Source organism: Rhodanobacter sp. FW106-PBR-R2A-1-15, assembly GCF_058789735.1.
Genome location: NZ_JBYTEM010000037.1, coordinates 1 through 11629 on the forward strand (window position 1 = coordinate 1; position 11629 = coordinate 11629).

The following is an 11629-nucleotide window of genomic DNA, read 5'->3' on the forward strand; positions in this document are numbered from 1 at the left end:
TCCTGCAGCAGGCGCTGCCAGCGGGCGAGGAACAGCGCACGGTCGTCGAGCTGGATGTCGAGCAGGGTGCCGGGGGTGAAGCTGGCGCGGGCACGCAGGTCGTCGCGAATCTGCTGGGCGCGGGCGCCGAGGTCATGGCCGCCGTTGCCGAGCAGGGCCAGCGCCTCGCCGTCGACGGTGCGGTTGTTCGCCGTCCACAGGCGGCCGTCGGCGGGGTTCTCGATGCGCGGGTACTGCGCCGGCGTGGCCCAGCCCTGCCAGCCGCTGCCGGGCCTGGACCAGTCCGACGGCAGTCGCGGATCGATGCCGGCGCGCAGCGGGATGCTGTTGCCGACGATGGTCCAGCCGATGTGGCCGGCGCGATCGGCGACCAGCAGGTTCTGCGGCGGTATGCCGAGCCGCGGCGCCAGCTCGAGTGCCGCGGCCACGTCGGGCGCGCGCTCCAGCTGCATCAGCTCGAGGTTGTAGCCGTGCGTGCGGCCGCCGACCCAGGCCAGCGCCAGTGGCGTGCCGTCGGTGTCGGCGCCCATGATCGGACCCCAGCGGGTGTCCTCGACCTTGAGGATGGTGTCGGGCTGGCCCTTGACCTGGATGTGCTCGTCGTGGCTTTCGACGCGGGCCCAGCCATCAGGCACCTTGTAGCGGGAAGCATCGGCCGGATCGCGCAACACGCGTACCCAGTCCTGCCAGTCGCCGTAGCTGTTGGTGAAGCCCCAGGCGATCTGGCCGTTGGAGCCGACAATGATCGCCGGCGTGCCTGGCAGGCTGACGCCGTTGACGTCACGCTGGCTGCCCGGTGCGGTGGGATCGGGATAACGCAGGCGGGTGCGGAACCAGATGTTCGGCACGCGCAGGCCCAGGTGCATGTCGTTCGCCAGCATCGCTGCGCCGTTGCCGGTGAGCGTACCGGTCACGGCGAAGTTGTTGCTGCCGGCGCGTGGCGCATCCAGTGCCGGCGCCAGCGCGGCGGCCAGGCTGGTCGAGGCCGTAGCGGTCGGCAGCCGATGCAGGTCGAACACGTCAGCGTCCGGAACCACCAGCGGGTGCGACAGCTGTCCGCTCAGCGGTGCCTCCCAGTCAGGGTCGGGCGCCAGCAGGAAATCCACCAGTGCGCCGGGCAGCACCGCGCGCATCTGCGCCATGCGCAGTTCGCGTTCGTTGCGGCCGTCGCTGTTCAAGTCCAGGTACATCGCGGCGATCAACAGCATGCTGTCTTCCGAACGCCACGGCTGCGGCCGACTGCCTAGCAGCAGGTATTCCCACGGCCGCACACGCAGGTCGGCCAGGCCGGCGTTGACGCCGTCGCGGTAACGATCCAGCTGGTGCTGCTCCGTGGGCGGCAATTGCGCGTAGACGGCCGCGGCCACGGCGCGCAGGCGATGGCGGCGATGGTCAAGATCGGCCTTCAGCGCGGCCGGCCCGACCAGCGCGGACAACTCGCCGGCGCTCACGCGACGCATCAGGTCCATCGCGAAGAAGCGCTCCTGCGCATGCACGTAGCCCAGCGCGTAGCTGAGGTCGGTGCGGCTTTTCCCCGCGAGGGTGACCGTGCCCAGCGCGTCGCGGTCGAGGCTGACCGGCGCTGTCAGGCCAGCGGCCTGGCGCGTGCCGTCAAGCTGCGCACGGCTGCCGGCGAGCAGCCACCACAGCACGACGAAGGCAATCGCCAGCAGCGCCAGCAAGGCCAGCGACAGGGCACGCAGGATGCGCCAGCGGGATTTCCTCCTTGAGGTTGTCGTCATGGCTTGGCAAACACCGCGAAGATGCCCGCGTATGGCTTGACCATGAACGCCGGCGCCCCGGCGTAGCCTTTGCCGTCGACGTACAGCTGCGAGATGCTGCCGTCCAGGTACAGCGCGTCGCGGCAGCCCAGCTTGTCGCGGAACAGCCGTCCAAACGCGTGGAAGTTCACGGGGGTCTCGCTCACGGCAAATACCACCTCGGTGGGGGTTTTCGCGCAGACGCCGCTGCGCCATTTCAGGCTGGACGAGTCGTCGAGGAACTGGTCATTGAGCTTGCCGTCGATCAGCAGCATCGGCCCGGACTGGGTCGCCCACTGCGCGCTCCTGCTGTCGGCCTTGAACGCGGTGCTGGTGCGCACCGCGGCATCGCCGTCCGGGTACACCACGAACACGCCGTTCGGCAGCAGTGAGAAATTGCCGGAGGCGGGGTTGCCGTGCGCCAGGTTCAGCGGCACCACGGTCCTGCCGTTCTCCACGTGCAGGCCCAGCGGCGCAAACTTGTGGTCGTAGATGCCCGCGTTTGCCGCAAACAGCAGCCGCCGGCCACGCTGCTCGCCCCACTGGCGCAGCGCCTCGATGCTGCCGAACGGCTGGCCGCTGGCGGACTCGCGCCAGTGCAGACTCAGCTGCTCGCGCTTCAGGTTGATGTGCACCACGCGGTAGTTCTGGCCTTCGAACGCCAGCTCGCGGCTGTCCAGCGCCGACGCGCCCGTGGTACAGCCGCACACGCCGGCAAGCAGCAGGGACAGCAGCACACGCCGCGACGGTCGGAGCGGAAATGGCCGGGACGGGAAAACGGAGGCGCGCATCCGTCAATGGTCGCCGCCCGGCCGTGCCGGTGCAAGCCCGTCCCTGCACGACGCGACGGCTGCCGCTAAAATGGTTCTTTTTCGCGGTGCCCGCCCATGCCCTATACCCCGATAGTGGCGACGCTCGGCTACGTGCTGTCGCCCGACCGCGGCAAAGTACTGATGATCCATCGCAACGCCCGCCCGGACGACCTGCACCTGGGCAAGTACAACGGCCTCGGCGGCAAGATGGAACCGGGCGAGGACATCGCCGCCTGCATGCGCCGCGAGATCCGCGAGGAGGCCGGCATCGAATGCGAATCGATGCAGCTGCGCGGTACCCTGAACTGGCCGGGTTTCGGCAAGCAGGGCGAGGACTGGCTGGGCTTCATCTTCCTGATCGACGGCTTCAGCGGCGAGCCGTACCAGGGCAACCACGAGGGCACGCTGGAGTGGGTGCCGCGCGTGCGCCTGATGGAACTGCCGATGTGGGAGGGCGACCGCCACTTCCTGCCACTGGTGTTCGACGCGGACCCGCGCCCGTTCCATGGCGTGATGCCGTACAAGGATGGCCGCATGCAGTCGTGGTCGTACAGCCGGTTGTGAGTGAAGCGTCGGAGTTGTCGCCCGCGATCACGCCACGTCGGCGAGCCACGCCGGACTGCCGAACTTGACTTGTGCGAGCGCTTCGGCCTGGGCCAGCTCCTCGGCGCTCAGGTAGTCGTCGGTGAGGCCGTGCAGACGGCGGAAGGTGGCGATCATGCGTTCGATCACCGCCTCGCGCGGCAGGCCGGTCTGGCTGCGCAGCGGGTCGACGCGTTTGGCGGCGCTCTGCGTGCCTTTGTCGGAGAGCTTTTCGCGCCCGATGCGCAGCACGTCGAGCATCTTCGCCGCGTCGATGTCGTAGGCCATGGTGACGTGGTGCAGCACCGCGCCGCCGCGGTGCACCTGGGCCGCGCCGGCGATCTTGCCGCCTTCGGAGGTGATGTCGTTGAGCGGCTGGTACCACGCCTTGATGCCCAGCTCGCCGAGCGCTTCGAGCACCCATTCGTCAAGGAATGCATAGGCCTCCTGGAACGACAGCCCCTTGACCAGCGACTGCGGCGCATAGATCGAGTAGGTGATGGTGTTGCCCGGTTCGATGAACATCGCGCCGCCGCCGGAGACCCGGCGCACCACCTCGATGCCGTGGCGCCGCGCCGCGGCGCCGTCCACCTCGTTGCGCAGCGACTGGAAGCGGCCGATCACCACCGCCGGCGAGGCCCATTCCCAGATGCGCAGGGTGGGCGCGCGGTGGCCGGCGCCGACCTCGTGGGTCAGCACGTCGTCCAGCGCCATGTGCAGGGTGGGCGATTGCGGTACGGTGTGGATCAGCTGCCAGTCGTGGTCGCGCCAGTCGGTACGTATCATGCGGCAGATTCCTTGTGCAGGGCGCGGCGCACGGCCACCGCGATGGCTTGCGGGGAAATGCCGTACATCATGACGTCGGCGGCGAGCGCCTCGCGCACGGCGGCGGCAAGCGCGGCTTCATCGGCATGCTCGGGCTGGCCTGTCAGCGCGCCGTTGATCGCGCCCAGCGCGGCGTCCGGTTCGAGGAAGAAATCGCCGCTGAGCTGCACGTCGGCAAGGCGGCCGTCGCGCAGCTCAAGGTCGATCACCACCAGCTTGCCGCCGGGCATCTTGTATTCGCCGTGCATCGAGATGCGTCCCTTGCGTGATCCGGTGATTATAGCTTTGCCCGGTCAGTGGCCACGGTCGTGGAAGTGGCCGCTGCCGGCGCCGACCGCGCCCATGCCGACGCTGCCGTACATCTGCGGCTGGTTGTAGGTGGAGTCGTCGCAGTCGGGGCGCTCGCTGCCGGCGACGTCGGCGTTGCCCATGCGCCCGCTGGTGTCGCCGTAGTAGACGCCCGGCGGGTCGCGCGGCGTTGTGGTGGCGGCGCTGTGGTGTGACCCCGCGCCGCCATCAGCGACCCGCGAGCAGCTCGTCTATCTGCCGGCGCAACGGCTCCAGTCGTGACTGCACCACATCCCAGACCAGGGCATCGTCGACCTCCGCGTAGCCATGGATCAGTATGTTGCGGAATGCGATGATCTGGCGGTGGTGTTCGATCTACGCCAGCAGCGCCATATCGTGGCGGGAGAGCTGGGCTAGCGCCTCGCCGATGATTTCGAACTGGCGTTCCACGGCGGCGCGCAGCATGGCATTGCGCTGGTATCCCGCCCAGTCGTATCCGTCCACGAACCCGGCCAGCGCAGTGGCTGCGCTCTGCACGTCGTACAGATATTTGGCGGTTTCAAGCCGCATACAACTCCTGGCGCTGTGCTTGTACCGACTGGCGGAAGTACGGGTTGCGGATGGCGCGCTCCACGACCAGCTCGACCGGCGCGCCCAGCAACGCCTGCAAATCCTCATGCAGACCGAAGAAAGCCGTGGCGTAAGCACCCGGCGGCAAGGTATCGAACTCCACCAGGAAGTCGTAATCGCTGCCGGCCTTGGCCTCGCCCCGTGCCGCCGAGCCGAACACTGCCAGTCGGCGCACGTGGTGGCGGCGGCACAGCGTGGCCAGGCCCTCCCGGTGGGCCTGCAGATGCTGCAGTGAGGGCGCGTCGATGTTCATGGCGGCAGCATAGCGCGCGGCGATGTGGGCGTGGCGATCGATCCGCCCCCACTGATCCGCGATGAGCCCATTTACACAGGGCGCAGCATGAAGCCTTGCGGCTGGCTCGGGGAAAACCCGCCGCCCCGCACCGGTCACGCTGAGCGTAGTTCGCGCCAGCGAACGAAGTCGAAGCGCCGCCTGGGTACACGCGCCACTACCACCACATTCAATGACCGCGATCGTGGAAGTGGCCGCTGCCGGCGCCGACCGAGATGCTGACGCCACCGCTCGGGTGGTCGCAGCTGCCGAACGCCTGGCGGAGGTTCACCGTGCCGGTCTGGTAATTGCCGCTCACGTGGTTGCCGCCGACCACGCCCATGCCGACGCTGCCGTGCATCTGCGGCTGGTTGTAGGTGGAGTCGTCGCAGTCGGGGCGCTCGCTGCCGGCGACGTCGGCGTTGCCCATGCGCCCGCTGGTGTCGCCGTAGTACGTGCCGGGGATGTCGCGGGCGGTTGCCGCGGCGGTGCTGCTGGCGGCAGGCAGGCTGCTGGGCGGCAGTTTCAGGTTCAGCGGTTTGCCGGTGCTCTGCGCCCCGGCCGGCGCGGCGAGCAGTACGGCCAGCAGGGCGGGAAGAAAACGTGGGATGTTCATGTGTGCTCCGAGACTGTCACGTATCCAACGCGCGAGGCTGCGTCGGCGTGTACATCCCTGTTGGAAAGGCGCAACGACGGCAAGTTCCTTTCCATCGTAGGAGCCCGCTCGCGGGCGATGCTTTTGAGGGCCGGGATTCGGCATTCGGGATTCGGGATTCGGGATTCGCAAAAGCATCGCCCGCGAGCGGGCTCCTACAACGGGTGCGTGGTTCAGCTGGTGGTCTCGATCCGCTCGACGCGGCGCAGGCCGCGCGGCAGCAGGCCGCCGCGGCTGGCGCGGGCGCCGCCGTATTCGACCAAGTCGGCCCATTTCAGGGTGAGCTTGCGCGCGCCGGCGTACATGGTGACTTCGCCCTTGCCCTCGCTGACCACCGCGACGCCGGCGACGCGTTCGCCTTCCGCCAGCTGCTTCTTCGGAATCTCGATCAGCTTGTTGCCCTTGCCCTTGTCCAGTTCCGGCAGCTCGGCCACCGAGAACATCAGCAGGTGGCCTTCGCTGCTGACCACCACGATGCGGTCGCGCGCCGGGTCGGCACTGATCTGCGGCGCCAGCACCTTCGCGCCGTCGCTGAGCGAGATGATCTGCTTGCCGGCCTTGTTGCGGCCGGTGAGCGCTTCGAAGCGGGTGACGAAGCCGTAGCCGAAGTCGGTGGCGAGCACCAGCCGGGTGTCGTTGTCGCCGGCGATCACCGCGTCGAAGCTGGCACCCGCGGCGGGGCTGAAGCGACCGGTCAGCGGCTCGCCATTGCCGCGCGCCGAAGGCAGCGTGTGCGCCAGCGTGGAATAGGCGCGGCCGGTGGAGTCGATGAACGCCACCTGCTGCGTGGTGCGCGCCTTCACCGCGGCGAGCAGGCCATCGCCCTCGCGGTAGTTGAGCGCATCGGCGTCGACGTCGTGGCCCTTCGCCGCGCGCGCCCAGCCTTTCTGCGAGAGCACCACGGTGACCGGCTCGCTGGCCACCAGCGCGCTCTCGTCCAGCGCATGCGCCACCTCGCGCTCGACCAGCGGCGAGCGGCGCTCGTCGCCGAATTTCGCCGCGTCCGCGCGCAGCTCGTCCTTGATCAAACCCTTCAGCTTGGCCGGCGATTTCAGCAACACGTTGATGCGTGCGCGCTCCTCTTCGAGCTGGTCGCGCTCGGCGTTGATCTTCATTTCCTCCAGGCGGGCCAGCTGGCGCAGGCGGGTCTCCAGGATGTAGTCGGTCTGCTCTTCGCTGAGCCTGAAGCGCGCCATCAGCACTGGCCTGGGCTCGTCCTCGCTGCGCACGATGCGGATCACTTCATCGAGGTTGAGATAGGCGATGCGCAGGCCTTCCAGCAGGTGCAGGCGGCGCTCGACCTTGGCCAGGCGATGGTTGAGCCGACGGGTGACCGTGTTGGTACGGAACGCCAGCCATTCGGTGAGGATCTTCTTCAGGTCCTTCACCTGGGGCCGGCCGTCCAGGCCGATCATGTTGAGGTTGATGCGGAAGCTCTTTTCCAGGTCGGTGGTGGCGAACAGGTGCTGCATGGTCTCGTCGGCGTCCACGCGGTTCGAGCGCGGCACGATCACCAGGCGGGTCGGATTCTCGTGGTCGGACTCGTCGCGCAGGTCCTCGATCATCGGCAGCTTCTTCGCGCGCATCTGCGCGGCGATCTGTTCGAGGATCTTCGACGGGCTGACCTGGTGCGGCAGCGCGGTGATCACGATGTTGCCTTCCTCGCGCCGGTACACCGCGCGGGCACGCACCGAACCGCCGCCGCTCTGGTACATCGCCAGCAGGTCGGTGCGCGGGGTGATGATCTCCGCCTCGGTCGGGTAGTCCGGGCCGCGCACGTGCTCGCACAGCTCGGCGACGCTGGCGTCCGGCTCGTCCAGCAGACGGATGCAGGCGGCGGCCAGTTCGCGCAGGTTGTGCGGCGGAATGTCGGTTGCCATGCCCACCGCGATGCCCATCGAGCCGTTCAGCAGTACGTGTGGCACGCGCGCGGGCAGCCAGCTCGGTTCCTCCAGCGTGCCGTCGAAGTTCGGCACCCAGTCCACCGTGCCCTGGCCCAGCTCGCCCAGCAGCGCCTCGGCGATCGGGCTGAGCTTGGATTCGGTGTAGCGCATCGCCGCGAAGCTCTTCGGGTCGTCCGGCGAACCGAAGTTGCCCTGGCCGTCGACCAGCGGGTAGCGGTACGAGAACGGCTGCGCCATCAGCACCATCGCCTCGTAGCACGAGGAATCGCCGTGCGGATGGAACTTGCCGATCACGTCGCCGATGGTGCGCGCCGACTTCTTCGGCTTCGCCGTGGCGGCCAGCCCCAGCTCGCTCATCGCGTAGATGATGCGCCGCTGCACCGGCTTCAGGCCGTCGCCCACGAACGGCAGCGCGCGGTCCAGCACCACGTACATGGAGTAATCGAGATAGGCCCGCTCGGCGTATTCCTTCAGCGGGATCTGTTCGTAATTGGCTTGCGGGTTCATGCGGTTACATCGGGGAAGTGGCGCGCGACGCGCGGGATAACCGGTCGATGGTGCCAGAAAGCAGCGGGCTCTTGTAGGAGCCCGCTGGCCGGCGATGCTGTTGGGGCCGGGATTCGGGATTCGGGATTCGGGATTCGGGATTCGCAAGAGCAGAAGCGTCGCCCGCGAGCGGACTCCTACGAGGGACTTACTGGCGCACGGCCTCGATGCCCATCTGCCGCAACTGCGCCTGCACGCTGTCCGGTCCGGCCAAGTGGGCGGCGCCGACCGCGATGAAGACGGTGCCCGGCTGCTGCAGCATGGTGGCGATCTTCGTTGCCCACGCCTCGTTGCGCTGTACCAGCAGCAACTGGTACAGCTTCGGTTCGTGCCGGCGCATGTCGTCGTTGCCGATGCGGGCAATGGCGTCCACGTTGCCGGCCTTCCAGGCGTCGATCAGTTCGGTGAGCAGGATCGAACCCTTGTCGGCATCGCGCATGGTCGAGCGCAGCAACGCCAGTTCAACGGAGCGCGGCATGTCGGCGAGAAAGCGGATCTGCTGCTCGGCGGTTTCCAGCCCCAGCACCGGCTTGCCGGCGGCGCTCATCTGCGCCTTCAGCTGCTTGTCCACGCCGTGCTCCGGGTCGAGCCCGGCTTTCTGCAGCGGCACCACCGCCAGCGTCAGCGCCGCCAGCCACGGCCGCATCACGTTCAGCGTCTGCACGCCGCCGGGCACGCCGAGCTTGTTCGCCAGCAGGTCCAGCCGATGCGCTTCCGATGGGCTGAGCTGGGCGGACAACGGATGCGTCGCATCCATCCCGTAGCGCAGCACCAGCGCGACCATGTTCGCCGGGTCGTCGTCGGTCAGCTCGATGTACAGCGTGCGGCTGTTCGCCAGCGCCCGGTCCAGCGCGGGGTCGTGCCAGCCGGCGTCGCGCGGCATCAGGTGCACGGTGCCGAACAGGTAGATGGTGGTATCGGCATCCTTCACCACCCACAGGGCCGGTTTCGCCAGCACCGAAGTGCAGGTGAGCAGCAGGGCGAGGCAGGCGAGCAGGCGCAGGGTGAGCGTGGTCTTCATGCCGGGAGTGTCGCGGCTGGCCCACCGCCGTTCAATCGACCGCGAGGAGAAAGTCCCGGCACCGAACCCGCGCGGCTTTCGATGGCCATCCGCGACTACAGGCCGAGCAGCAGCCAGGTCCAGTAGAGGCCGATGCCCATTTGCGTGGCGAAGGCGGTGAAGCGGGCATTGACGGCGATGACGCTGGTCGAGGTCAGATGGATGCCGGACTGGACGATCCGGGCGCCCAGCAGCCAGGGTGCGAGCGTATCCGTGACTTCCGTCCGGCCCACCACGATGGCGACCAGCAGCAGGCCGCCGAAGACCGGCAGGCTCTCGACGCAATTGGCGTGTGCGCGGGCGAGCCGCTGCATGAACGGCGAAAGATTCGAGTTGTCGGGCTTGAACTCATTCGAACGGACGCGGCCCGTGGCAACGAGGTAGCCGCGCAGCGCCTCCATGACGGCCAGCAGGAGCAGCGTCCAGGCGAGAAACAGGGTGAGTATCAAGGCTGAGGTGGTCATGTCCGGTCTGCGATTCGCGTGTGGTGATGTTTCGGGGGTGCAGGTGATTGAATCAAATTGATCACCTGCCTCTACTTTGCTCGAAGAGCCGACTTGATTTCCTCCGTTCCGTTATTTCAGTAGCGCCCGGCAAACCATGCCACCCAGTAGCGCAGGGCGTTGGCATAGCTTCGCGCGGTATTGGCCGGCGCTGCTTCTGTCAGGATGTCGTGCACGGCCGCCGCCGCGCTGGCGTCCAGCATGACCGGATCCGGCATGGGAAGGGCATCGGCGTGCGGCAACCGGTCGTGTGACGTCATATATCGATCATCTTGGCGCCCCTGACTACTGCGTCGGTCCACGGAGCGGATGCCTTGCCCGAGGTGGCCGGGTGTACGCGCCGAACTGGCCGTGCCGTTCTCGCATCGGCGGCTCGCCCCGCGCGAGCGCGTCGTCGCGCCGGAACTACACCATCGAACTAATGTCGGAGGCGAAGCTCGGATAGGCAAAGATGGTGGCCTTGATCTGCTTGGCGGTCAGGCCCGCACCCATCGCCATCGCGAACAGGTTGATTTGTTCCTCGGCACCGGGCCCCAACACATGCGCGCCCAGGATCAGGCCCGTCCCGCGCTCGACGAGCGTCTTGTAAGCGCTTCTGCGCGCCCCGACGCGCAGCGAGGAATACCAGCCACTGGTTTTCTCGAATTTGACGTCGAACTGGAGGCCGCGCTCGCGCGCCGTGGCTTCGGACAGTCCGACGGCGGCCACCGGCGGCAACGTGAACACAACACTCGGGATCGGCGGGTATCGGATCGCGTGCTCGTCTTTGCCGGCCAGTAGGTTTTTGCCCGCAATGCGTGCCTCGTAAGCCGAAACCGGCGTAAGGTTCGGACCGCTATCGGCGCAATCGCCGGCGGCGAAAATCGCGGGATTGGTGGTTCGCATGTGGGGACTCACCGTGATGCCGCGCCGACCGCTTTCGACGCCCGCCGCCGCCAGATTCAGGTGCTCGATGTTCGGCACCCGGCCGCCGCCATGCACGACACGCTCGCAGGTGAGGGTCTCGACGCCAAAGGGCGTTTCATAGGTCACGGTATATGCCTCGCCGGTCTGCTCGATCTTCCGGACCTTGGCCTGGGTTTGCAGATGGATGCCCAATGCGGTCGTGGCATCGGCCAGGAGATCGACCAGATCTGGATCGAAATTGCCCAAGGGGCGCTCGGCCATCTCCAGGACGGTGACTTCGCTGGCTCCCGCCCGCTTGGCCACATGGGCGAACTCCATGGCGATGAAGCCGCCGCCGACGAAGGCGATCTTCTGCGGCGTCTCCGGCAGCTCAAGAAACTCGGTGCTGGTGAGCAGCAGATCTTCGCCGGGGATGTTCAGCGTCATCGGCCGTGCGCCGGTAGCCAGGTGGAAGTGCTTCGCGCGCAGCGTGGCGCCGTTGACCTCGACCGTATCCGGACCGGTAAAACGCACGTCGCCGTGCAGCGTGGCCACTCCTGCGCGCTGCATTCCCGCCTCGATCCGTGACGGCATGACATCGGTAAAGCTACGCTTGAACGCCATCATGGCGGGCCAGTCGATCGAGGTGTGGGCGTCAAGCCCTTTGCCCTTCAGGTTGTGCGCCCATTCCACGCCTTCGGTGACGGCGATCAGCATCTTTTTGGGGTCGCACCCGCGCAACGCACAGGTGCCACCATAGGGCAGGCTGTCGATGATAGCGACGTTCCAGCCCGCCTTCGCGGCCATCCGGGCGACACCATTGCCACCGGTGCCGGCGCCGATCACGAGCAGGTCATAGTCGTATGTATCGGTCATGGCATTCTGTCCAGTCCCGTCTGGTTATTCAG

At 67.5% G+C, this 11629-nt stretch carries 13 protein-coding genes and 1 pseudogene; 1 reads left to right on the forward strand and 13 read right to left on the reverse strand.

Translation table 11 applies throughout. The annotated features are described in order from the left end of the window. Together AC3WTD_RS16050 and AC3WTD_RS16055 are read right to left on the reverse strand one after the other, a co-directional pair. Positions 1-1742 (reverse strand): penicillin acylase family protein (locus AC3WTD_RS16050; protein WP_492614389.1); only part of this gene is annotated, 1742 nt, incomplete at its 3' end. Continuing rightward, the gene (locus AC3WTD_RS16055) at positions 1739-2551 is read right to left on the reverse strand and encodes a phosphodiester glycosidase family protein (RefSeq protein ID WP_051257657.1); all 813 of its coding nucleotides are present in this window, start codon (positions 2549-2551) and stop codon (positions 1739-1741) included. The genes AC3WTD_RS16050 and AC3WTD_RS16055, both read right to left, overlap by 4 nt. Before the next feature lie 96 nt (positions 2552-2647). On the opposite strand from AC3WTD_RS16055, the gene AC3WTD_RS16060 reads away from it, so the two are divergent. Further along, positions 2648-3136, forward strand: coding sequence for an NUDIX hydrolase (locus tag AC3WTD_RS16060; protein WP_027494044.1), 489 nt, complete (start codon positions 2648-2650; stop codon positions 3134-3136). Between the two features lie 27 nt (positions 3137-3163). Here the strand turns inward: AC3WTD_RS16060 and AC3WTD_RS16065 are convergent, their stop codons facing one another. From AC3WTD_RS16065 to AC3WTD_RS16115, 11 genes and pseudogenes are all read right to left on the reverse strand, one after another. Then, positions 3164-3940 (reverse strand): lipoate--protein ligase family protein, encoded by a 777-nt coding sequence (locus AC3WTD_RS16065; RefSeq protein WP_492614390.1) that lies wholly within the window; start codon positions 3938-3940, stop codon positions 3164-3166. Further along, positions 3937-4227, reverse strand: a complete 291-nt coding sequence (lplB, locus tag AC3WTD_RS16070; RefSeq protein WP_027494042.1) for a lipoate-protein ligase small subunit — start codon at positions 4225-4227, stop codon at positions 3937-3939. Before lplB ends, AC3WTD_RS16065 begins: the two co-directional genes overlap by 4 nt. A 45-nt stretch (positions 4228-4272) precedes the next feature. Next, a complete protein-coding gene (locus AC3WTD_RS16075; RefSeq protein ID WP_235642336.1) occupies positions 4273-4410 on the reverse strand; it encodes a hypothetical protein in 138 nt (45 codons plus the stop codon). An 85-nt stretch (positions 4411-4495) separates the two neighbouring features. Beyond that, positions 4496-4945, reverse strand: a pseudogene (locus AC3WTD_RS16080) (HepT-like ribonuclease domain-containing protein). After that, positions 4827-5150, reverse strand: coding sequence for a nucleotidyltransferase family protein (locus AC3WTD_RS16085; protein ID WP_037090532.1), 324 nt, complete (start codon positions 5148-5150; stop codon positions 4827-4829). The pseudogene AC3WTD_RS16080 and the gene AC3WTD_RS16085 overlap by 119 nt, the downstream one beginning before the upstream one ends. A 208-nt stretch (positions 5151-5358) precedes the next feature. Further along, entirely contained in the window at positions 5359-5784 is a 426-nt protein-coding gene (locus tag AC3WTD_RS16090; RefSeq protein ID WP_492614391.1) for a hypothetical protein, read from the reverse strand. Positions 5785-5996: 212 nt separating this feature from the next. Next, complete coding sequence (gene parC / locus AC3WTD_RS16095; RefSeq protein WP_492614392.1) at positions 5997-8234, reverse strand: DNA topoisomerase IV subunit A; 2238 nt, start codon at positions 8232-8234, stop codon at positions 5997-5999. Between the two features lie 187 nt (positions 8235-8421). After that, a complete protein-coding gene (locus AC3WTD_RS16100; RefSeq protein ID WP_492614393.1) occupies positions 8422-9294 on the reverse strand; it encodes a TraB/GumN family protein in 873 nt (290 codons plus the stop codon). 95 nt (positions 9295-9389) lie between these two features. Next, positions 9390-9797, reverse strand: coding sequence for an MAPEG family protein (locus AC3WTD_RS16105; protein WP_492614394.1), 408 nt, complete (start codon positions 9795-9797; stop codon positions 9390-9392). Positions 9798-9913: 116 nt separating this feature from the next. Then, positions 9914-10039 carry a hypothetical protein gene (locus tag AC3WTD_RS16110; RefSeq protein ID WP_338109826.1) on the reverse strand — a complete coding sequence of 42 codons (126 nt, stop codon included), beginning with the start codon at positions 10037-10039 and terminating at the stop codon, positions 9914-9916. 202 nt (positions 10040-10241) lie between these two features. After that, the gene (locus tag AC3WTD_RS16115; RefSeq protein ID WP_492614395.1) at positions 10242-11597 is read right to left on the reverse strand and encodes a dihydrolipoyl dehydrogenase family protein; all 1356 of its coding nucleotides are present in this window, start codon (positions 11595-11597) and stop codon (positions 10242-10244) included. Positions 11598-11629: the final 32 nt, after the last annotated feature.